General features: G+C 63.5%; 24 protein-coding genes. 10 read left to right on the forward strand and 14 right to left on the reverse strand.

What is annotated here, in order from left to right; all coding sequences use genetic code 11:
* Window positions 1-283 precede the first annotated feature (283 nt).
* Window positions 284-673 (forward strand): hypothetical protein, encoded by a 390-nt coding sequence (locus tag A3AI_RS0109290; RefSeq protein WP_024515322.1) that lies wholly within the window; start codon window positions 284-286, stop codon window positions 671-673.
* A 15-nt stretch (window positions 674-688) separates the two neighbouring features.
* On the opposite strand, the gene greA is transcribed toward A3AI_RS0109290, so the two are convergent.
* Together greA and A3AI_RS0109300 are read right to left on the reverse strand one after the other, a co-directional pair.
* Window positions 689-1147 (reverse strand): transcription elongation factor GreA, encoded by a 459-nt coding sequence (gene greA / locus A3AI_RS0109295; RefSeq protein WP_024515323.1) that lies wholly within the window; start codon window positions 1145-1147, stop codon window positions 689-691.
* 135 nt (window positions 1148-1282) lie between these two features.
* A complete protein-coding gene (locus tag A3AI_RS0109300; RefSeq protein ID WP_024515324.1) occupies window positions 1283-1591 on the reverse strand; it encodes a copper-binding protein in 309 nt (102 codons plus the stop codon).
* Window positions 1592-1873: 282 nt separating this feature from the next.
* Here A3AI_RS0109300 and A3AI_RS0109305 point away from each other — a divergent pair, with 282 nt between their 5' ends.
* Complete coding sequence (locus A3AI_RS0109305; protein ID WP_024515325.1) at window positions 1874-2857, forward strand: cell division protein ZapB; 984 nt, start codon at window positions 1874-1876, stop codon at window positions 2855-2857.
* Between the two features lie 603 nt (window positions 2858-3460).
* Here the strand turns inward: A3AI_RS0109305 and A3AI_RS0109315 are convergent.
* The 3 genes from A3AI_RS0109315 to A3AI_RS0109325 all read right to left on the reverse strand — a co-directional run bounded on the left by A3AI_RS0109315 (window position 3461) and on the right by A3AI_RS0109325 (window position 5600).
* Window positions 3461-3703: a hypothetical protein gene (locus A3AI_RS0109315; protein WP_036047810.1), complete on the reverse strand. Its 243-nt coding sequence runs from the start codon at window positions 3701-3703 to the stop codon at window positions 3461-3463.
* 602 nt (window positions 3704-4305) lie between these two features.
* Entirely contained in the window at window positions 4306-5142 is an 837-nt protein-coding gene (locus A3AI_RS0109320) for an HD domain-containing protein (protein ID WP_024515327.1), read from the reverse strand.
* 224 nt (window positions 5143-5366) lie between these two features.
* Window positions 5367-5600: a hypothetical protein gene (locus A3AI_RS0109325; RefSeq protein ID WP_024515328.1), complete on the reverse strand. Its 234-nt coding sequence runs from the start codon at window positions 5598-5600 to the stop codon at window positions 5367-5369.
* 231 nt (window positions 5601-5831) lie between these two features.
* Here A3AI_RS0109325 and A3AI_RS47335 point away from each other — a divergent pair, with 231 nt between their 5' ends.
* Window positions 5832-6002 carry a hypothetical protein gene (locus A3AI_RS47335; protein WP_156927698.1) on the forward strand — a complete coding sequence of 57 codons (171 nt, stop codon included), beginning with the start codon at window positions 5832-5834 and terminating at the stop codon, window positions 6000-6002.
* Between the two features lie 197 nt (window positions 6003-6199).
* On the opposite strand, the gene A3AI_RS0109335 is transcribed toward A3AI_RS47335, so the two are convergent.
* From A3AI_RS0109335 to A3AI_RS0109360, 5 genes are all read right to left on the reverse strand, one after another.
* Window positions 6200-6385, reverse strand: a complete 186-nt coding sequence (locus tag A3AI_RS0109335) for a hypothetical protein (protein ID WP_024515329.1) — start codon at window positions 6383-6385, stop codon at window positions 6200-6202.
* 390 nt (window positions 6386-6775) lie between these two features.
* On the reverse strand, window positions 6776-7660 hold the full coding sequence (locus A3AI_RS0109345) for a hypothetical protein (RefSeq protein ID WP_024515330.1): 885 nt from the start codon (window positions 7658-7660) through the stop codon (window positions 6776-6778).
* 158 nt (window positions 7661-7818) lie between these two features.
* Window positions 7819-8415 (reverse strand): L,D-transpeptidase, encoded by a 597-nt coding sequence (locus A3AI_RS0109350; RefSeq protein ID WP_051382337.1) that lies wholly within the window; start codon window positions 8413-8415, stop codon window positions 7819-7821.
* Window positions 8416-8675: 260 nt separating this feature from the next.
* On the reverse strand, window positions 8676-8903 hold the full coding sequence (locus A3AI_RS0109355) for a hypothetical protein (protein WP_245286861.1): 228 nt from the start codon (window positions 8901-8903) through the stop codon (window positions 8676-8678).
* Between the two features lie 106 nt (window positions 8904-9009).
* A complete protein-coding gene (locus A3AI_RS0109360; protein ID WP_024515333.1) occupies window positions 9010-10119 on the reverse strand; it encodes a DUF2778 domain-containing protein in 1110 nt (369 codons plus the stop codon).
* A 278-nt stretch (window positions 10120-10397) separates the two neighbouring features.
* On the opposite strand from A3AI_RS0109360, the gene A3AI_RS0109365 reads away from it, so the two are divergent.
* Together A3AI_RS0109365 and A3AI_RS0109370 are read left to right on the forward strand one after the other, a co-directional pair.
* Window positions 10398-10829, forward strand: a complete 432-nt coding sequence (locus A3AI_RS0109365) for a DUF1810 domain-containing protein (protein ID WP_024515334.1) — start codon at window positions 10398-10400, stop codon at window positions 10827-10829.
* An 80-nt stretch (window positions 10830-10909) separates the two neighbouring features.
* Entirely contained in the window at window positions 10910-11311 is a 402-nt protein-coding gene (locus A3AI_RS0109370; RefSeq protein WP_024515335.1) for a hypothetical protein, read from the forward strand.
* Between the two features lie 154 nt (window positions 11312-11465).
* On the opposite strand, the gene A3AI_RS0109375 is transcribed toward A3AI_RS0109370, so the two are convergent.
* Window positions 11466-12056 carry an NADPH-dependent FMN reductase gene (locus A3AI_RS0109375; protein WP_024515336.1) on the reverse strand — a complete coding sequence of 197 codons (591 nt, stop codon included), beginning with the start codon at window positions 12054-12056 and terminating at the stop codon, window positions 11466-11468.
* 152 nt (window positions 12057-12208) lie between these two features.
* Here A3AI_RS0109375 and A3AI_RS0109380 point away from each other — a divergent pair, with 152 nt between their 5' ends.
* Together A3AI_RS0109380 and A3AI_RS48720 are read left to right on the forward strand one after the other, a co-directional pair.
* Window positions 12209-12460, forward strand: coding sequence for a hypothetical protein (locus A3AI_RS0109380; protein ID WP_024515337.1), 252 nt, complete (start codon window positions 12209-12211; stop codon window positions 12458-12460).
* A 34-nt stretch (window positions 12461-12494) separates the two neighbouring features.
* Window positions 12495-12683: a heme-binding protein gene (locus A3AI_RS48720; protein ID WP_063615455.1), complete on the forward strand. Its 189-nt coding sequence runs from the start codon at window positions 12495-12497 to the stop codon at window positions 12681-12683.
* 42 nt (window positions 12684-12725) lie between these two features.
* Here the strand turns inward: A3AI_RS48720 and A3AI_RS0109390 are convergent, their stop codons facing one another.
* A complete protein-coding gene (locus A3AI_RS0109390; protein ID WP_156927699.1) occupies window positions 12726-13139 on the reverse strand; it encodes a hypothetical protein in 414 nt (137 codons plus the stop codon).
* 183 nt (window positions 13140-13322) lie between these two features.
* Window positions 13323-16007 carry a flavin-containing monooxygenase gene (locus A3AI_RS0109395; protein WP_024515340.1) on the reverse strand — a complete coding sequence of 895 codons (2685 nt, stop codon included), beginning with the start codon at window positions 16005-16007 and terminating at the stop codon, window positions 13323-13325.
* A gap of 231 nt (window positions 16008-16238) precedes the next feature.
* Here A3AI_RS0109395 and A3AI_RS0109400 point away from each other — a divergent pair, with 231 nt between their 5' ends.
* From A3AI_RS0109400 to A3AI_RS0109410, 3 genes are read left to right on the forward strand one after another with little or no spacing between them, the layout of a single operon-like run.
* Entirely contained in the window at window positions 16239-17294 is a 1056-nt protein-coding gene (locus tag A3AI_RS0109400; protein ID WP_024515341.1) for an HlyD family secretion protein, read from the forward strand.
* Window positions 17291-19630 (forward strand): ABC transporter permease, encoded by a 2340-nt coding sequence (locus A3AI_RS0109405; protein WP_024515342.1) that lies wholly within the window; start codon window positions 17291-17293, stop codon window positions 19628-19630. Before A3AI_RS0109400 ends, A3AI_RS0109405 begins: the two co-directional genes overlap by 4 nt.
* Window positions 19617-20588, forward strand: coding sequence for an HlyD family secretion protein (locus A3AI_RS0109410; protein WP_024515343.1), 972 nt, complete (start codon window positions 19617-19619; stop codon window positions 20586-20588). The genes A3AI_RS0109405 and A3AI_RS0109410 overlap by 14 nt, the downstream gene beginning before the upstream one ends.
* A 72-nt stretch (window positions 20589-20660) precedes the next feature.
* Here A3AI_RS0109410 and A3AI_RS0109415 read toward each other — a convergent pair whose 3' ends face one another.
* Window positions 20661-21506 carry a CmcJ/NvfI family oxidoreductase gene (locus A3AI_RS0109415; protein WP_024515344.1) on the reverse strand — a complete coding sequence of 282 codons (846 nt, stop codon included), beginning with the start codon at window positions 21504-21506 and terminating at the stop codon, window positions 20661-20663.
* Between the last annotated feature and the right edge of the window lies 1 nt (window position 21507).

The following is a 21507-nucleotide window of genomic DNA, read 5'->3' on the forward strand; positions in this document are numbered from 1 at the left end:
CAACGCGCTACCTGAAACATTCTGGCACGATCGGAAGACATGCCGTCCCCCCCATAAGCACCAGCCTCCAGCACATACAACTCCGCAGTGAATGGGGGCAGAACCGTGGCCAGCTGAGGTTGGCACGATTGCAGCGTGACGAATCCGCGCCGAGTGTGGCAGGTAGGCCACAACGAAGCCGTGCATCATGCAACCAGCGCGGGCTCTTGCGTCCCGCGCTCCGCCGGCGCTAGCCTCCTCGAAACAGCACTGCACACGCAGGCAAGGTCCTAGGGAGGTTCAGATGCGCCACGGCGCCTTTATCGTGCTCACGCTTGGGGCGATGGCCCTTGCGGCCCCCGCTCGTGCTGAGCCACGCACTGCCTATGTGACCCTGGTCCTGCAGGCCTTCGCCGCCAAGGTCGAATGCCCCGGAACCGACGTCGTCTACCAGGATCTCGTGAAGAAGGCGCAGGAGATGCAGCAGCCGGACGGCACCACCGAAACGGTGCGCAAGGCCATTGCCTACATGCTGACCGGTGGCAAGATGGGCGAGCGCGGCAATGACGAGCTGATGCAGGAGATCGCCATCGCCGTGCAATCGACGGACATGGACCAGCGGCGGCTGGGCATGCCGACCTGGTGCGAAACCCAGAAGTCGAGCCTCGCCGGCTTCATCCGCAGCAAGAGTTAGCGTCCCGCGCCTGCCCTACCCGATCGTCGTGATCTCGGCCCCGTCCTTGCCTGCGCGCAAGGTGTCGCCGACGCGTTTTCCCAGCAGTGCCTGGGCGATGGGTGCGACATACGAGATCGATCCCGTGGCCGGATCGGCCTCGTCCTCGCCGACGATGCGGAACGTCTGCTGCCGTCCATCGTCGCGCAGGATGGTCACGGCGTGACCGAATTGCACGGCGTCCGCGCCCGGTTGCGGCCTGCGCAGCTGTGCCGTGGCGCGACGGGCATTCCAGTAGCGCAGGTCGCGCCCGGCCCTGGCGAGGCCTTCACGGTCGCCGGCGATCTGGGCTTCGCCGTACTCCCGACGTGCCGTCTCGAGCGCCTGCTCGATGAGCGCAAGCCCGCGCTCGGTAACAAGGTTGGGATGCCGGGAGATCGGCCGATCCGGCAGCTCCTCAATAAAGCTGTCTTCGTTGACGAATGCTCTGCTCATATAAGCCATCTATGGTGCTGGGGACGAATTTTCATGCCCGGCCCCGCGGCGGTCCCGTTGGCTGCAACGCCAGGGTGCGACTGAGCGGCCGCCGAGAGCCAGCGGCGCACCAACCCAGCGGTTACCGGTGCAACGCTATTTCTGCCGATCGAGCTTCGTAATCGTCTTCACGCCACCCGTCTCCGCGAGGGTGTAGGTCACGCGATCGCCAGCATGCACGGAATCCAGGAGTGCACCGTCCTTGACCTTGAACTCCTCGGCAGGTGCAGGCGCGGACGCGGGCGCATTCGATCCAACCGTGCCGCTTTGCGTCGGCGTAATCGCGACCATGCCGGTAAGCCGGTTGATGCCGGTGATCGTCCCTGCGCTGTCCTGCTGTTGGGCCAACGCCGCGCCACAGAAGGCGATGGCCGCGACTGTGATCATTGCGCTAACTGTCTTCATCGGCCTCTCCCGGTTTCGCTCGTGGCACAAGGCGCTGCGGCAGGATTTAGTTCCGCAGGACAGGCATTGTATCACGGCATTGCACCCGCCGCGTGGGTCATGGCCCCGCGGGGTTCCAGAGGCTCTCCACAGTCGGCCCCATAGTTACCACGCTGCGGCCTTGCTTTGGTCAAAACCTGAATGAGTCTTGGGTAATCCGTTGACGATAGGGGGGTGACTCGTCAGCGGCCCCTGGTTGGGATAACGCGGTGCTTGAGCAGTTTGGGACCAATAGGAGCGCCAATGGATTCCACAGCGAAGCCGGCCGCGGCGGGAGCGGAGGATCTCCTGCTTGCGCACGGCGATACGAGGCCGAACGGGGACTACGAGCGGATTGTGCGCGAGGAGCTCGCGCGGGTGCAAGAGCGACTCTCCCAACTGGCGCCAGTCGGCATGCTTTCCGCTGCGCCACCGCCGGACGTGAAAATTGCATCTGATGCTCTCAGCGCCAACGCCTCAAACGCGAACGGGCTCGATGCCAACATCACCGCGTTTCGCGCGGCGGACGTCAGTGGTGTCGAGGGTGGAGATGTACGACCGTCGCGCAGGCGCGGCGTCGCCCGCGTCCTGACCGGCCTGATGGTGGCCGGCGCCATCGTCGGCGCCGGTGCGGCCTGGGCCGCCTATGGCGAGGACGTAAAGCCCTTGATCGCGAGCTGGACACCACAGATCGGAGCGACCTGGTCATTGGTGTCGGAAAAGCTCGGATTAAACGGCGAGCGAACCGCCCCAGCAACGCAAGGCACCCTACCAACGCAAAGCGCAACCGCCGAGACTTCCGCTCAGCAAATAGCTCCGGCGCAGCCAAGCGCATCGCCGGCCGCCGCAGTTGCAGCCGCACCGGCGCCGGCCGGCGATGTCGAACAGATGCTGCAAAACATGGCGCGCGATATTGCCAGCCTTCAGCAAGGCATCGACCAGCTTAAGGCTGGCCAGGAGCAGATGGCCCGCGATAATGCCAGGCTGAGCGAACAGTTGAAGGCGAACCAGGAGCAGTTGAGTCGCGTCATGGCGCGCGCCTCCGAGGCGAGCATGCATCCGAGACCGCCGCTGCCGGCGTCGCCAAAGCCGCCGCCCCTCGCCGCGGCGCATAGGCCGCCGCCACCGCCGGTCTCGACGCTGCCGCCGCCACAGGCCATCGCGCCGCCGCCACAAGCCGTCGCGTCGTCTCCGGCTGATGACGCGGCCTTGCCTAACGCGCCACGGCCGCCGAAGCCGGTGCCCTAGCCTGAATGCTGTGCGTGATGAAGAAGCGCCGATGCAGTCCGGTACAAGCAACTTCTGGCGATACACCGCAGATGGTTGAATCGCTAACCGGATTTCAACTGATCGTCGATATCGTGAAGGTGTCGCGAACGCGCAACCCGCGACACCTAGCCCAGAGTACCCGCCGACGACCCCAAGCGTCGGCGGGCTTTCCTTTCGTCCAGGATCTCCGACGGCTACGAGAGGCACGCCATAACAGCGAGTGCAAAATCGTCGCAGAAATTTGGTGCAAACGTCAGAACAAGGCCGATTGCGATCAAGGCGCAGACAATAGCGGCAGAGATTTTTAACGTGATCATCCTTGCAGACCCTCTGAGAATGTTCGGGAGGCGAATGCCCGGTTTTTTCCGGAAATTTGGCGGGCGCGCTTTGGTCGGTCTCGCCGTTCAGCGAGGCCACCACGGCTATCAATGCCGCCAGGCTCGACGTGGCTCTGGCGGGGGCCCGCCTGCAATTCGCGCATCGGCAAATTACCAAGGGTAATGCCAACGATATGTGAAGCGCTTTACACGGTCGGTGCGACCGATCGCCCCGCTCTCACACGGCTGGTCACGGCTTCGGTGCTCAGCCGCCGAGGCGGCGCCTCTCTGAGAACGACGTCGCCGATCGGCTCTTGCGCGAACGCGCGTGCCGTGCGCGCCAGTTTACAACGTGCAAGATGACACCTGTCAGCATCAGCGGCGCGAGTGCTGCTCCGATCACGTAGACCGTGAGCCACTTGGGCGTCACCGCATCAATGATCATAGACACCAGCAACCAGAGCGTTACCGCGACCAGGCTGAAATCGAGGGGATGTCTCATGGTCATTCGGCGGGTCCAGGCCCGGCCTCCTGGATGTGGCTGGCAACACATGCCGCCGGCTGACGCGGTAAGAACGAGGCCCGGTGTGCCTAGGAGACCGGGCCCCAACCCGCCTGCGGTACCCCGTGACCCATCCTGATGACACTCAGCTCTCCCCGCGGGTGCGCAACGTCGGCGGGTTTCGCTTTAATTCAACACTGTTGCCGCCGCGCCATTCTCACGATGTCGCGTCGCTGTCATACTTCAATTCAACCGGTCGGCATCGACCAGCGCACTGACAGGTTAGGCCCGGCACGCCTTCGGCGGGGGAAGCGTGCCGGGCCGCCGATGTTCATAACATGTGGATCACACTGTGATCTGGCGGTGCAAAACCGCGCGGGGGGCTCCGGTCCCGCACTACTTTTTCAATGTCCCCTCATGGGTCTCGCTCAAACCTTGACGTCTCCTGCTCTTTTCGGCTGCTCATTTTGGCGGATGGCCGGGCCGAAAGCAGTTGAGCCGTCCAGAGAAACCCCCGGTCGCATTCATCCGCGAGCTCAAGAAGCAGGTCCGCGTCGGCTTTGTCCCTCGTGGCGAGGGCCGCATCGCACCTTGGCGCTTGCCCAAACTTATTGCTGCGGCCCCGACAGCGAGATTTCGCGCTCGGCACGGAAGACATTGGCATAGAGGTTCGCGATCCACTGCCGGCCGCTGGAGGTCCTGTTGAGATAGCCGATCTCGGTCTGGATGTGAGGAGCGACGCTGTCCCAATAGAAGTGCGGATAGCGCTCGACGATGTCGGCGGGCGATTCATAGCCGAGTTGACGATTGATGCCGACCTCCTCGAACTCGCAATAGAGCGCGTTGGCCTTGCGGATATAGTTGGGATCGCCGAGCTGACCGATGAAATCAGCGGCGCGAACGATCGAGGCCTCCTCGTCATATTGCTGGCCCTCGAGCGGCGGAAATCGCGTGCCTTCGATCGCCTGCAGGATGCGCTCCCTGTCGAGCGGCCGGATGTCCTCGATCCGCCGCGCCAGATAAAGCTTCGAGCGGTCGACGTGGTAGGGCATCAAGGAGGCATCCGAGGAGCCGCGCGGCAATATCGCCCGCTTGCCTGTCGCATCGATCAGGAATCCGTCCTCGCCGTCTTCCTTGAACAGGCCGCGCACGTAGCCGATGTCGTGGGCGAGGCAGGCGATGATGACATGAGCGTAATCATCCGCCGGGACGTGCGCGTACAACCCGCGCCCGCGCAGGATGTCGTGCCCGGCCAGCGTCACCAGCATGGTGTGTTCGATGTTGTGATAGAGCGCGTCGCTGGTTCCGATGCATTCCATGGCGACGCGCGTCGCGCTCGTCACGATTTCCACGAAATGAGCCTGCGACGCGCCGTAGCGGCGGCGCATATAGTCGCCCAGAAACTGCTCCAGGGAGTCCGCCGCCAGCTCCGGTAAGGTCATCATGGACGCCGCCCCTGCTTCGCCAACAGCCAACCGCTACCCGACGCCTCATTCACTCTGCAAGGTCAGGATAGCGCAACTCCGCGCCGCAGACCAACACGGGGGAATCACGGAGATCGCGGAATTATATTGCGGCGCTGCAGTCTCAAAAAATGCAGCGCTGCCTGCAGGGGCAAAGAGCGGATCATGCACGACGCGGGCACGATCCCGAGAACAGTGACCCGCACTTAGAAACTCAGTTCGTCAGGTACGCTGCCAAATCGCCTGAGCACCGTGGTTTGGGTATCAGGATAGCCGGCCCGAACTAACGCGACCGCGCCAGCATGGCCGAAGATTTTCCAGAAGCCTTTCGCCCGCTCGATGGCCGCAGCTGGGCTTGCGCATTTGAAGGCTTCACCGGCGACAAATCCCTCATCGGTCCGGTCGATCGGTACTGCGATGAACTGAGTGACCTCACTCATGAGTCATTCCTGACCGCTTCCTCAACTGTTGCTTTCAACCCAGTTTTCATCCCGCATGTTGACCAGGATCAACTTTGTTGCAACGCACGCGGCGTGCGGCACCAATGCTGGCCTTTCCGCGACTGTGGCGCAGACCATTCTCGCGGGCCTGCTTGATCAATCGATCCGAAGCAAACATGATATATCTTGTTTGCGTTGAACGACTTGAACGACCCGCCGCGGAGAAACCCTATGCTCGAGCGCGCGATCCCGATTGCCCACCCAGAGATCACGCTTGAGGAAGACCGCGCTTCCGGTCGCCCTGTCGTCCAAGGCGAAATCCTCCACGGTATCGCGGACCGACTCGCTCGCTTGCTGCGTGCGGTCGGTGCGTTTTTTGCGGCCGGCGGTGCGCTCTCCTGAATTCAGCCTGCGGCTTGCAATTCAGCCTGCGGCTTGCGCCAGATCAATATGGCCGCGTCGCTTCACCATTATGTGTCCATCCATGCCGGGGTGACTTGCCAAGAGAGTCATGCTGGTAAACGAGGCCCGGACTCCTAGGCACACCGGGCCTCGTCGCGTTACGACTGCGGTCGTCAATTGTTACCGCCAAATCGACTTCAGCTCTGATGCGGTCCACGCATGATCTTCATGGCGTCCTCGATGTGACGCCATTCCCTGGCTTCATCGGCATCGCCTTTCGCCTCGCACGCCTGCGCCTGTCGTGCTGCTTGTGCAATCGCTTCAAAACCATGCTTCTCCAGCATTTGGCGAGCGATCTCGTGAACCTTGAGCTCGGATATCATGGTGATCTCCCGGTGCAGTTCCGTTGGGTAAATGGCGGGGCGGAATTTGCTGACCCGCTACCAATTAACGCCGATCCGGCTTGACAGTGCCGCGCAATGGGAGGAGCATTACCTGCATGTCGCCATGAGCGGCAAATCCAGCGCGAAGGAGGTTTTGATGACACCACCTCCGAAGAGACAAGCCGCTTAATGCGGCGGTAGACGTTCGGACCACCGCAGAGCGGCCAAATCCGCGGACGGCACGCCGGGCGAAGGTTTAGTGGGCTGCATCAGTGAGGCATGGCCCCTAGCCTCCCCGGTGGTGTGCTTCGGTTTGAGTTTGTTGCGCTTGCCGAGCCGGCCATTTGACGATGGCTGGCTTATTCGTTTTTGGCCCCGATCAGCAGCGCGTCAGGCCACATCAGCGCGCGTACTCGACTGCTCGTCCGCAGCGAGCGCGTCAAGGTCGACACATTGCGCCTCGTCGGGCTCACCGCTCTTCTCAAGCGCATCGGAACCGTGAACATGCATCAAAGTCTGCACGCGGCGGGCGTTGAGATGATCGACGTGCTGATAGCGCAGCGCGACCGGCAACAAGGTCTTGGGCAATTCGACCAGCGCAAAGGCCGGCGCCTTGCGCACGACACCGCCTTCCCGCCACAACAGCGCGTTCAGCGTATAGATCGATTGGCGCTCGATCTCGGGCGGCCGCGGCTGCGCGGCGACCGGCGGCGCCAATAGCGGAACGTTGACGTTGCCCACGCGCGTGCGCACCGCAAGCGCCCGCAGCTCCCAGCAGACGAGGTCCGCAGCCGAGAGCACCTCGCGCCGCACCGCGTCTACGCTCGCCGAAAAGCCCGCGGCTTCCGCGATCGTCACCGCGCTCCCTGCGACAACTTCGACGAGGGCGGCGGCGCCTCCAGCGAATCTGGGTAAGGCCTGCTCGATCGCCGCAGCAAGCTGCTCGATCTGGTCGGCACGCGTTTCGCGCTCGCGCTGCGCCCGCGCCTCGGATAGCGCGCGCTCGTTCGAGGCGATCTGTGCGTCGAGTTCGGCCAGCGCCGCGCGCAAGGTCTTGGCGCGGTCCTCCACCGTGCGCAGCGTCGCATCCGCGCGTTCGAGCTTGGCGTTGCTGGCACCGGCCACTGCAAGCCGCTCAGCCACGGCACGCTTTTCGCCGAGCACGGATTCGGCGAGGCTCAAGCGGTCGGCGAGCTTTGAGCGCTCGGCCTGCTTGGTCTTGAGCGCCGCCTCGAACCGCTGGACCGGACTGAGGTCTCGCTTGAAAAACGCCATGGCAATATCCCTTTTACGAAATCCCGTTTGGCGAATGCGCGGCGGCCCGCCGAATCGGCCGGCGAACTGATTATGCGAGCGCTAGTGGGAAAGTGGGATAAGATTGCGGCTTAAAGCGCCGCTTGCCTGTGCGTAATTCGCGTGCGCCGCGATCGGCTTCAGCCGCGGCGCCCCACGGTGGGACTGGCCCAGGCGTTCTGGCTCGGCGCCAGCACGATCACGGTCGCGCCCTGCTTCGCCCGATCAAAGAGATCGATGACGTCTTCATTGGTCATGCGGATGCAGCCGGACGAGATGGCCTGGCCGATATATTCCGGCTGGTTGGTGCCATGGATGCGATACAGCGTGTCCTTACCGTCGGCATAGAGGTAAAGCGCCCGCGCACCGAGCGGATTGGCCGGGCCGCCGCGAACGCGCGCGGGATAAGGACCCAGCCGCGCCTGGATCTCCTGGGTCGGTACCCAGTCCGGCCATTCCGACATGCGCCCGATCGTGGCAACGCCGGAGAAGGCCATCGCCTCCTCACCAACAGCCACCCCGTAGCGGATCGCCTTGCCATTGGGCAGCACGTAATAGAGAAAGCGCGCATCGGTATCGACCAGGATCGTGCCGGGAGCTTCCCGGCGCGTGTAGTCCACGATGTGGCGTTGAAATTCTTGGGGTATGCTTGCCTTTGCATACGGCGGATTAGCCAACAGCTGCCGGTCCCGCGGGGTCAGACTGGCCGTCGAGGACGGCGCAAGCGTTGCCTGCATGCACCCACCGAGCAGTAACACCGCTGTGAGCCCCAACGCGCGTCCAAGCTTCCCGCCCCGCTCTGACACTGCTCGCCCTCCGAAGTGCCACTAGAGCGCAATGACAAAAGGTCAAATGATCATTGCACTTTAGCTTCCCCAATTGGGTATGATCTCGTCGGAAAACCGCTACGCACTTTTCCGGATCATCCCTAAGCTGTAATTTGCGGCTGCAAACGCGCTGAAATGATGGCAACAAATCATCAAGTCTGCGGCAGAGATCACAACAGCTTGGTGGAGACGAGCAGCGAGCGCACAGCATCGGTCGCCTGCACCGTCAGCATCGCGTTTTCGGCGGCGCGCTCGAGGCACTCCATGGCTTCGCCGTGCAGCGTGCGAAACTCCATCCACTCGATGGACGAGTATTCGGTCAGGAAGCGATGGGCCTGACCAACGGTCGTGATTGCGACTGTCTCGCCGTTCAGCCTGATACGGAATGTCGTGCGCAACAACGTCTCGGACAGAGCCGCCTTCGAGACGGCCTTGGGCGTAGCTTGGTTCGGAGCGCGCACGATCAAACAACAACGCGCAGGCCGTACCTTGCGCAGGTCAGCGTCATGATGGCGATGCTTGCGCCGAAGCGCGCTGCGAGGTCGCGGTGGCGCCCCGCAGGCTGGGCACCACGACGATCCGGGTGACCTCACCGTCACTGTACGCCTTGAGGAAGCGCTCATAGTCCCTGAACGAGACGCAGCCGTTGGAGTCGCCAAGCGGTCCCAGCATGTAGGGATGCGCAAGCAGCCCGGCGCGACCGAAAATCGTGGCGCCGCCCGCGGGTGTCATACGCAAGGCGGCGACGCCGTGGAACAGTGATTCACGCGGCTTCAGATCGTAGGTGGCCGGCGGGGTCGCGCCGACCATGCGCCTGTCGACATGATCGGGATCGTCCCGCAGGCTGCCCATACCGGAATGGGCCTCGAGAACCAGGCCGTTCGGCAAGTAAACCGCGTGGGCGGAGATGTCGTAGACTGCGGTCTGCGGTTGGTAGCCGAGCGCGGCGAGATCAGGCCCTTGGCGGAACATCCCGCCGTCCGTCGTCAGCGAGGCAAGCCTTACCTTGCCCGGCAGGAGGTCGGAGAGCTTTTCCATCAGGGTCCGACTGTCCGCCTTGGACCCAGTATCGGCCTGGGCGACCGATTGCAGGGCCTGTGTCGTCTCTGGATCCTGGCTCGCCAAGGTCGGCCGAGGCCGGGGCAGCGGTACACCGATCTGGGAAGCAGTGGCTGGCGGCGTGTCGTCCGCTGATATCGTTGACCTGACGTCATCCACGGTGGCTGACCGCCAATTGCCGTACATCAGCTGTCGGGCGAGCAATGCCTTGGCGTCCCAGATCTTGCTTTCGATGTTGTTCAGGGCTGTGCGGTCTAGCGCCTGCAAGGTGGTGCCGACGGCCTGTCCGGCACGCACAGGGGCGCCGAGGAAGCGATCGCGGAACGAAACCTGATCTTGGGCATCTTGTTGGGCATCCTGGGGGGCGTCCTGAGCGCTATCCTGCGGGCCCGGGAGCGCCGCGGACGCAAAGGGCACGCCCTGCCCGGCATCGGTGATCCAGGCAGCGACTCCAAGCGCTAGCGCGATGGCCGCAAGGGCGAGCAGGCCCTTCTCGGACCGCCCTAGCCCACCGCGCGACAGCAGCCTGTCAGCCTCCGCAACCTCGAAAGCCATCAAGTCCCCAAAGTCTCAATCCCCAAGCCCAACCTAGTCCGAACCCCACGCACTGAACTCCCCAAGTTCAAGTTCCAGTGCGAAATCCCAAGTCAGAAATCCCAAGCCGGGGAATCCTACCATAGCGTATTCTATGGGGGACCAAAAGTGAGGCATATTCGAGACCAACTGCGCGACCCCTGAGCTTAAAGAGGCCCCTACCCCTCCGGATACCGGCGGTCCCGGGCTCGAAAGGCCCCTTACCCGGTCCGCAAGCTGTCGCCACGAAAGCTGTCGCCATGTCAGATTCCTATGATCTTCAACGCTTTGTCGAGGCCCAGGAGGCCGTATACGGCAACGTCGTCGCTGAGCTCGGGCAAGGGCGCAAGCGCAGCCACTGGATGTGGTTCATCTTTCCGCAGATCGCCGGTCTCGGCTTTTCCGCCATGGCACAGCGCTATGCCATCGCCTCCCGCGCTGAGGGCCTCGCCTATCTGGCGCACGATGTGCTCGGGCCGCGTCTCTTCGAATGCACACGCCTGGTGCTCGATATTACGGGCAAGCCGATCCGCGAGATACTGGGCGCGCCGGACGACATGAAGTTCCGCTCGTCGATGACGCTTTTCGGCGAAGTCTCCGACAATGCGATATTTGGCGAGGCGATCGCGAAATATTACCGCGACGGCAGGGACCAGGCGACACTCGATCGCCTCGCGCGGCTCGGCCACTAAACCGGCGATTCGCGCGACGTCGTACTTTTCTCGCCCCATTCTCGCCTATTGTTGGCTCCGACGAGCCAGGGAAAACCACGATGAACAAGATGATTGCCATGACCGCGCTGGGACTGTCGCTGATCTCGTCAGCGGCGGTTGCCGCGGAGCGCACGACGGATGCCGCGATCGGAGCGGTGTCGGGCGCCGTCGTATTTGGACCAATTGGCGCGGTGGCTGGCGCCCTTGTCGGTTACTCCGCCGGACCGTCGATTTCACATTCCTGGAGCTCCGGGCGAGCGCGTGCCGCGCATCAGCGCACCAAGACAAATGCACAGGAAGCGCGAGCTTCCGCGAGCGCGAATCAGCAAACCGCAGGAGACCGCATGAGTGCGCCATCTCCCGTCACCGCGCCGCCTTCGTCCGCGCAAGCAACGACTGCGAACACGAGCACGGCGAACACAGGTGCGCCGGGCGCGCCGCCGGTCCAGACCTTGGAGTGAGTCCAGAATCGTTGAGGAGAGCACACAACCGATCTCGCTCGATCGGTTGCACCGGGGCGATGCACCGGCGCCGAAAGTGTTCATCAAGAAATGGCGCAAGCGCGAGACGGCGCGACCCGGCTGGCCGGCAGAAATGCCTTCACGGCCAGCGTCCTCAATAAGGGGGCGGCCTCTTCGCCCGCTGCGCCTTGGCAGCTTCGACCCACCACCCAAAATCATCGGCAAAGCGCGGGAAAGCGTGTTCCAGGGCCTTGCCGCCATCGCCGACCGGCTTGCCTTCAGCCGACAGCGTATGCGCAATCGGGCCTGCCGCAATCGTGCTCGACACCACCACCATCCCCATTTCCGAGAGCGTCCCGTGCCAGGCGGTTGCGGCACGGGCGCCGGAGAAGCGGCCGGCCGAATAGCTTGCGATCGCGGCCGGCCGCCAGAACCATTCTTCGAGAAAATGATCGGTGAGGTTTTTCAGCCCCGGCTGCACGCCCCAATTATATTCACCGGTGATGAAGACGAAGCCGTCGGCGTTGCGGATCTGGCCGGCAAGCGTCTCCAGCGCTTCGGGCGCAGTGCCTTTCGGATATTCCTTGTACATGCGATCGATGATCGGCAGCCCGACCGTCTTGGCATCGATGAACCCGACGTCATCACCGCGGGCGCGAAAACCCTCGACGACGAAATGCGCGAGCCGGATGCCCATCCGGTCGGAGCGGTAAGAACCGTAGAAGACGAGAATGCGATGGTTCATGGCTGATGCATGCTACTTTGGAATAAGCCGCCAATGAAGCCCGACCGGCTACTTTTCCGATCATTAAGCAAACTGTCGCTTGATGTTCCGATCGCCCCAAAGCCGCCCAAATCATTTTGCGAATGGAGCCTACCTCAGAAGGAGAGCTCAAGATGCGGATCGCGGCAGTGATCTTCGCGGGCTCGATTGCAGGCGCCATCGCGCTCGCAACGCCCGCTTTGGCCAGGAATTCTGACGCCCAGAAGCCCGCTGAAGAAGCGGCCCCATCCACGCCCTGCCATGCCTATGAAATGGGGCCGGATGGCGCGTGGCGGCAGCAGCCTTGCCAGGAGGCGGGCGCTCCGGCGCAGGCTCCGCGCAAATCCGCCGCGCATGGCGGCGTGGGCGAGACCCAGACGCGGTAATTCCGCGTCGAACCCGTCTGATCAGGCGAGCTTCTTGCGCTTCTGCGGCTTCGCCCCGCGCAGCTTCCCGATCGTTTTCGACGGCGAAGTGGTCGGCGGCGTGGGCCTGTCGGGCGGCAACGGCGAGCAGGACATGGCCTGCGGCACTGCTGCGTTGAAAGCGCTGCAGGAGCATCTTGGCACAAAGCACCGCGTGCTGGTGCAGGCCGACATCAAGCTGTGACAACCGTGCCGCACGCGCGCCTGGCACCGGCACGCGTGCCCGTCAACGGCCAGCAACGATGCGTGGAGGCAATCCTTTCCACAGATCGTCTTCCGGCCTGCGACGGCGCCTGACGGCCACCATCTCCGGCTCTTCAATCTCAATGGCCGCTGCCAGCGTGCGCCTCAGCCTGATGTCCTCGATGCGCGCAAGATATTGCCGTAACTCGGTATCGTCGGCTTCGCTCCTCTGCACGATCGAGACGCAGAGACCGACGCTGATCCTGCGGAAGAATCCGAACCGTGTCGTCTCGGCACAATCCCCGCCAAGCCGGTCCATGCCATTGGCGATGGCAAAGACCCCGAGCCTGTCGGCATTATCCCGTGTGACCGCAAAGCGCAGGATCGCCAGGTGCCATGCACGCACCATTCTGGCGTAATGCCCATCGGGGGTATCAAGACATTTCAGATCGATCACGATCGTCGGGCCTCTCGGCCGCTCCTTCTCAGCAGTAGAGAGCGGACCGTGCTGCGCGGACGGCGCTGGCACGTCGACGGATGTATCGATCAGGAAGCTATAAAAAATCTATCCGTGTCGCTGCAAAGAAAAATAAGCAGCCGAAGTCGTCCGCCGCGCAACGGACGACTTCATGCGTGCGCCCTATCCCGCAGCCGCATTGATGTCGAGCGGAGCAGCCGGCCGCCCCGTTCGTGTGCTCTCGTCAAATTGCTTGGGCAATCCGGCAAAGCCGCGGAGCGCCTCAGCCATTTGTGCGCGACCGCTGACGCCCGTGATCACGACATCGACCATTGTGAAGGACGAATGGAACTGACCGGCGGCCTTGAGCTGCTCGACCGGGACGCCAGCTTTTGCCAGGGCCTCGCCGTAAGCGATGCCTTCGTCGCGCAGCGGATCGAACTCGCACGTCGCAATGAACGCCGGCGGCAGGCCGTTGAGTTCGCCGCGGATTGGCGAGGCTCGCGGATCGGTGCGGTCGGCGGGCGAGCAGTAGATGTCCCAGAACCAGAACATCAATCCGCGGGTCAGGAAATAGCCGGTCGCATTCTCGGTGTAGGACGGGCGATCGAACGAGCAGTCGGTGACAGGGCATACCAGAAGCTGGCCCGCGATCTCTGGACCGCCACGGGCTTTCGCAAGCTGGCAAGTCACCGCCGCGATATTAGCGCCCGCGCTCCAGCCCGCGACCAGCACCGGACCAGGCCTTCCGCCGAGATCGGCGGCATGTTCGGCGATCCAGCGCGTGGCCGCATAGCCATCCTCGGGAGCGGCCGGGAAGCGGTGCTCAGGCGCATGGCGATAGCCGACACTCACAACGATCATGTCGGTGCGCCGGCACATGTCGCGGCAGAACGGATCGTCGGACAGTTCGTCGCCCAGCACCCAGCCGCCGCCATGGAAATAGACCACGATGGGATGCGGCCCCGGCGTCGCCGGACGGTACAGGCGATATGGCAAGGGACCCTCGGCGCCCTGTAGCAGGCCCTCGCCCACTTCTCCGACCGGCCTTCCGGCAGGCCTCGCCTTGTTGAACTCGGCAACAAAAGCGCGTGCACCCGCGGCACCCATCGTCTCGACCGGCGGCAGGTTCATCTCTGCCATCATGTTGAGGACCAGCCGCACGTCCGGTTGCAGGCGCACGATCTCGCCGTCATTGCACTGTTCGGCTCCATCAGGGCCAGTGAGCCTGAAGCCGAGCATGCCACGGCCAACGATCTCGTTGCAGATACTGCGATAGGGGCCGACGCCGCCGGTATAAGGCATCACCCCCTGCACTTTGCCTGGGACGTTGGCGCCCGTGTACCAGGTGTTTGCCAGCCGATGCAGCGTCAGCATCGAGCAGTCGGCCATGTGGCGCGCCCAGCCTGCTTGCGCCGTGTCGGTCGCCTCCATCGTCGTAAAGCCGGCTTCGCGCGCCGCTGCCAGCCGATCCACGACCCAGTCGATATGCTGCTCGATCGACACCGCCATGTTCGACAGCACCGAGGGGCTGCCGGGCCCCGTGATCATGAACAGATTGGGGAAGCCGGCAACGGTGAGACCAAGATAGGTCTGCGGACCGCTAGCCCAGGCCTCGGCGAGCCGCTTGCCGCCACGGCCCGTGATCGGGTGCACCGCAAGGATCGCGCCGGTCATGGCGTCGAAGCCGGTGGCAAAGACGATGACGTCTAGGTCGAAGCTGCGCTTGTCAGTCGTAATGCCGGACGCCGTGATTGCCTTGATCGGCTCCTGCCGCAGGTTCACCAGCGTGACGTTGGGACGGTTATAGGTCGCGTAGTAATTGGTATCGAGGCAGGGACGCTTGGCTCCGAATGGATGGTCGTGCGGACTGAGCGCAGCCGCGGTCTCGGGGTCTTTGACCACGCTGCGGATCTTCTCGCGGACCAGATCGGCGACGTGCGTATTGCCGTCGACATCCACAGCCTGGTCGGCCCAGAGCTGGGTCAGGATATAGACCAGATCGCCCTTGCCCCATGCAGTTTCAAAACGCTCGCGGCGCTCTGCATCGCTGAGCTGCCAGCTCACTGCCGCTTGCTGCGGCCAGGGCACGCCCGCCATCGACCAGCGGGCCTGCTCGCGGTACACGGCGCGGTCGCCTTGCAGCAAGGCCATGCGGTCTGCAGGTGCGGGCCCGTTATGGGCCGGCAAGGCGAAGTTCGGCGTGCGCTGGAACACGGTGAGTTGCGTAGCCTGTTCGGCGATCAGCGGGATCGCCTGGATGCCCGACGAACCCGTGCCGATCACGCCGACACGCTTCCCCTTGAGATCGACGCCGTCATGCGGCCAGCGGCTGGTGAAGTAGACCTCGCCCTTGAAGTCCTTGACGCCGTCGATCTCCGGCGGTTTTGGCGCGGAAAGGCACCCTGTGGCCATGATGTAATAGCGGCAGGAAACGCTCGGGCCGCTATCGGTTGCCAGCAGCCAGCGCGCGGCCGCCTCGTCCCATGTCGCCGCGGTGACCTTGGTCTGGAAGCGGATATCGCGCCTGAGGTCGTAGCGGTCGGCGACGAAGCCGAGATAGCGCAGGATCTCTGGCTGGGTTGCGTATTTTTCCGACCAGGTCCACGCGGTCTCCAGCTCCGGATCGAAGGTGTAGCTGTAGTCGATGGTCTGGATGTCGCAGCGCGCGCCGGGATAGCGGTTCCAGTACCAGGTGCCGCCGACATCGCCGGCCTCGTCGAGGCCCACCGCCGTGAAGCCTGCCTTGCGCAGCCGATGCAGAGCGTAAAGGCCGGCAAAGCCGGCGCCGATCACGGCGACGTCGACTTGTTGCGTTGTGCTTGGGTTGTTGGTTTCCGAGGCGCGTGCAACTGCTGCATCTGGCATGGCATTCCTCTCGTGCGCTTGATTTCGGCGACAAGCTATTCCCACGCGCGCGCCTTGTCATCAGGGCAATGCAGCGTTCGGTCGTCACTGAGCGGCGCACGGATGTTGCACTTGCGCAATATGTCGTGATAGGCGCTCTCCGCGCAGTCGCGCGAAGGTCAAACAGTGGACGCCCGTGCGCTGTCGTGGCAGAATCGTTCTGCTGTTCACGACAATGCAGCGAGGCATGGAATGTCGGACCCTGGCGGCGCATCTCAAACTGGGCCCGAAACCCGGCCGCAAACGCCGGAAGACAGCAAAAAATCGGCGACACGCATTCCTTCCATTATTGTCGGCATCGTTGCCCTCGTCGTCGCAGGGCTTTCCGTTTTCTATCTTCTGCGGCCCCAACCGCTGCTCGTGCAGGGTGAAGTCGATGCGACGCGGCTCGACATTGCCGCGCGCGTGGACGGGCGGGTTCAGGCCATCCCCGTCGAACGCGGCCAGAATGTCGACAAGGGCGCCGTGCTCGTTCGCATCGACAATCCGGAAACACTCGCCAAGAACGCGCAACTGGTGGCTGCGAAAGCCGTGGCTGAGGCACAGCTTGCGAATATCTTGGTCGGCACCCGGGTCGAAGTCATCGCCGCCAAGAAAGCCGCGCTCGAGCGCGCCGAGGCGGCCCGGGTGCTGGCGCAAAAGACTTTCGACCGCACCCAGATCTTGGCCGGGCAAGGTAACGCCCCGCAGGCCCGCCTCGACCAGGCGACGGATTCCTTACATGAGGCCGAACAAGCGGTCGACCAGGCCAAGTCCGCCTACGACCAGGCGGTGAATGGCTATACCAAGGAAGAGCGGCAGATCGCCAAGACCAACGTCGACAAGGCCAACGCCGATATCGAGACGGTTCAATCCATCGTCGATCAGATGACGATCTATGCCCCCGTCGCCGCACAGGTCTATCAGCGCAACGTCGAGCCTGGCGAATATGTGTCGCCAGGTGTGCCGCTCGTCACTTTGATCGATCTATCCGACGTCTGGATCCATTTCGATCTTCGCGAGGATCTCGTGAAGACATTGAAGGTCGGCGATCGCTTTGATGTACGCATTCCCGCGCTCGAGGACCGCAGCATCACCGTCGAGGTCAAACTGATCGCGACCAAGGGCGAGTATGCGAGCTGGCGCGCCACGCGCGCGACCGGCGATTTCGATCTGCGGACGTTTTCGATCCGTGCCTATCCGGTCAAGCCAGTGCCGGAGCTGCGGCCCGGCATGAGTGCCTATCTCGATTGGCGGTCGCGGCAATGACGCTCGGCGCCAATCCGGGATTTTGGCGGGTCGCCAAGCGCGAGGCCCGTTGGCTGCTGCATGACCGCGTGGCATTGATCCTGATCTTCGGTGTACCGCTGTTCGCTTTCACCGTTCTCGCGACGGTATTCAGTCAACCCGTCATTCGCGGGCTTGGAGTCGCGATCGTCGATGCGGACCATTCAGCGGCCTCGCGCACCCTTGTCGAATATGTTGCGGCATCTCCGAGCCTCGGCATTACCGATCGCGCCACGGACCTCTCGGAGGCAGCGCGCGACATCCGCTCGGGCAAGGCGATCGGAGCGATCTACATTCCGGCCGATTTCGAACGGGACCTGCAAGCCAATCGCCGGCCGCAGGTCGTCGGCTTTTATAACCAGCAATATTTGACCGCTGCCGGCATCGCATCATCTGGCCTCGGCGATACGCTCTCCGCTACGGCCGCGGCCGCGGCGCCCGCCGGCCACGCGGCGCCCACGGCAGCTGGAATAGGAAAACTGACCAGCGAAACCATCGTGCTGGTTAATCCACAGAAGAACTACGCGCAATTCCTGCTGCGCGCATTGCTGCCGATGATCATCCACGTGGTCATCACACTCGCCGCTGGCTATGCGGTCGGTTCCGAATTTCGCCGCCGTAATGCGCGCGAGTGGCTGGAAGCCGCCGGCGGCAATCCGATTGTTGCGCTGACCGGCAAACTCGCACCGTTATTCGTCATCCTCTTCTTCATCATGCTGGCGGAACCCTTCGTGCTCGAGGGATTTCTGCAGATCCCGTTCAGAGGCGCTGTACCGATGATGGTCGCCGCCGGGTCGCTCCTGATTATCGCCCATTTGTCGCTGGGCGCACTGCTGCAGCTCCTGACCTTTGATCTTGCGAGCGGGCTCGGGCTTGCCGGCATCGTGGTCTCGCCCGCCTTCGGCTATGCGGGCGTTGGCTTTCCGACGCTGGGGATGAACGCCTTCGCCCAAACCTGGAGCGCGATCCTGCCGATCCGCTGGTATATGGCCGTCCTCATGGGACAGGCGGCGCGCGGGCTGCCGCCAAGCGAATCCGCGTTCCCGTTTGCCGCGCTCGCCGGGCTTGCTCTGCTCTATGCCGCGCTTGCCCTCCTCCGCATGAGCGCGCTCCAGCGCAACCGCCGGTTTGATGCGCCCGCACCAGCCGAAGCAACGGAGACCATCGCCCCGCCGCGCGGGGTTGGGGGCGCCTTTGCCGCCGAATGGCGACGCGTGCTGTCGATGCGCAGCGCGTTCAGCCTGCTATTCCTCGCGCCCTTGATCTACGGCATCTATTATCCGCAACCTTATCTGAGCCAGATCCTGCGCAAAATACCGATCGCGGTCGTGGACAATGACTTGACCGAGCTGAGCCGCCAGATCGTCGATACACTCGACGCGAGCAACGCCGTGAACGTCGCGGTTCGCGCTCGCACGCTAGTTGACGCCAAAGCTGCAATCGACCGTCGCGATGCCTATGCCGCCGTGGAGATCCCACCCGGCGCGGAACGCGACGCGCTCAAGGGGCTGATCGTTCATGTGCCGATCTATGCGGATGCGACCTACCTCTTCATCCTGAGATCGACGGCAAGCGGCATCGCCACAGCGATCGGGAACTTGACCTCCGACCTTGTCGCTCGTGGCGCACGCCCCGATGGCAGTCTGGCGCAGGCCAGGCTGGCGAGCCTGAGCCCGGCCGACGTGCTGTTGCAGCCGATATTCAATCCCGTGGGCGGCTATGCGAGCTACATCGTGCCGGCTGCCTTCCTCCTGATCCTGCAGCAGACGCTGCTGATCGGTTCGGCAATGCTGACGCGAACGGCGCTAGCGCAACAAGTCGGCCGCGCGAGCATGATATCCGGCGTATTGGGCCGAGGCGTGGCGCACCTTACCATCTATCTGCCGGCACTTGCGCTTTATCTGATCGTGCTACCGCATGTCTATGGATTCTCGACGCTCGGATCGGTCGGCCAGTCGTTGGCGCTGGCGTCGGTGTTCCTGCTCGCGACCAGCTTCATGGGACAGGCGATCGGGACGTGGTTCACGCGACCAGAGAACGCTACTCTCGTCCTGATCGCGACCAGCCTTCCGCAATTCTTCACCATGGGTTTCGCGTGGCCGCGCGAGGCCGTTCCGCCAGTAGCAAGCGCACTCGGCCGCATCTTCCCCGCGGACTTTGCGATCGACGGCATCGTCCGCATCAACCAGCTCGGCGCGAATATCTGGGAAGTTTCACACGACTGGTTTGGATTGTGGACGCTCGCGCTCATCTATTTTGTGCTCGCAGTCATCTCGGCTTTTAGGATGAAACGGAGGCTGGCGTATGCGCGGGCTTAAGCGTATTGCCATCGTTGCGGTTGGCCTCGTCATGGTCTTGGGCGCCCTGATTTCCTTTACACGCGAATCCTGCGCCGCGGCGTCGTTGATCGGTGTGGTCCGTGCCACCGAAGTGCACGTCGAACCCGAGGTGACCGGCCAGCTCGCCTCTATTGCGGTCGAGAAAGGCGCGCATGTGCACGCCGGCGATGTTGTCGCCAAGCTTTCCGCGATCGAGCTGAACGCACAGGTCGCCCAGGCGCGGGCCGCATTGGCGGCAGCGACGGCAAACCGCGATAATGTCTATGCCGGGGTGCGTCACGAAGAAGTGGAATCCCTGAAGAACGAGATCGCGAAGGCCAATGCGCGCCGCGAATTTCTGGACCTGCAGCTGACAAGGGCCGCGACGCTCGCAAGTCAGAACTTCGCATCGAAGCAGGCGTTGGATGAGGCCGAAAACGACGCAGCCGGAGCTCGCGCCGACGTGGCGGCCGCACAGGCCAATTACGACGCCGCCGTCGCCGGCCCGACCAAGGAGGAACGCAGCATCGCGGATGCCGAGGTACAGGCGGCACAAGCAGCCCTCGCGGTTCTCGAACGTCACCTGGACAAGACCATCCTGCGTGCGCCTGCCGATGGTGTTGTGAGCGTCATTGCGGCCGAGATCGGCGAGAACGTGCGTGCCGGACAGCCGATCCTGGTGATCGAGGAAGCCGGCAAGCAATGGCTGTCATTCAATGCGCGCGAGGACGAACTCCGCGGCCTTTCGATCGGCAGCACCGTCGACGTCACACGAAGCGGCGCCGCGGGCCCAATCAAGGCGGTCGTCACCGAGATGCACCCGCTCGGCGTGTTTGCGACCTGGCAGGCCGAGCGGGTCATCGGCGATCACGACCGCAACACGCTGCGCCTTCGGCTCGATCCGCAAAGCAATGCAGCGGGCCTCGAGCCCGGCATGACAGTATGGATCGCGCGGTGACGCCTCGCAGACCGTAGTGTGGGTCCCGGCTTTCGATAGGCGCAGGCCGGGACGACACCGAAAGCGCAGCAACTACCTCTTATGAAACACCAGCGTCCGCAGCTCGATGCTTTCGCGCGGCGGCGCATCCGTTGGCGTAGTGGGGTCGACGAAGGCCGTGTGCGGCCCGAAGCGGGTGCGGCCGTCGGTTGCAGAGTCGTAACACTTGAGCAGGATCGCCTCGTCCGGCGTCATGTCGCGGAAATAGAACCAGCGATGTCCGGGATTGAATCTCACCGAATAGGTCTCGCCCTGCCGGTTCGGATAGATCAGGTCGGAGGCGATGAGGTCACCGTCCTTCACCGTCGTCCCGTCAAGCATCGCAAGCGGTGAATCCCGCAAGGGTCCGCGGATCGGGCGCCACAGATTGATCACCTGCACACGCCCCTTCAAGAGCTCCTCGGCTTCATCGGGCAGATGCTCGCGGACGCGGTTGGCACCCGAGCTTGCGGTCTGGTCGACGTGGACCCGCGTCGCCGGCTGCCGCGGTCCGGCGCCGCGAATATCGGCCGCGCCTTCCACGCGCCTGCGCACGGTATGGTCAAAAATGAGGACGCGATCGGCTTTCAGCGTCGCCTTGAGGAAGGCTTCGACAGCGGGATAGTAGACCCGCTTCACCTCCTCGTCGTCGTAGAAATTGCGCACCACTGTCGGGTGCCGCACCAGCTCAAACCCCTGGCGGTCGAGCGAGAAGTTGTTCGCGACAACGCGTCCGTCGAAGATCGGGAGGACATGCGGCTCCGGCAGAGCGGTCGATTTCGGCTCGCCCGGCGGCGGATCGAAGGCGTAGGTGCGCGGCTTGCCGGCAACTGGCGCCAGATAGTTCAGCTCGGCTTTGACGAAAGGAAGCGATTCGATTTTTGTCTCTTGCAGGCCCATG

The sequence above is a fragment of the Bradyrhizobium sp. Tv2a-2 genome (genome assembly GCF_000472425.1).
Classification (GTDB): domain Bacteria; phylum Pseudomonadota; class Alphaproteobacteria; order Rhizobiales; family Xanthobacteraceae; genus Bradyrhizobium.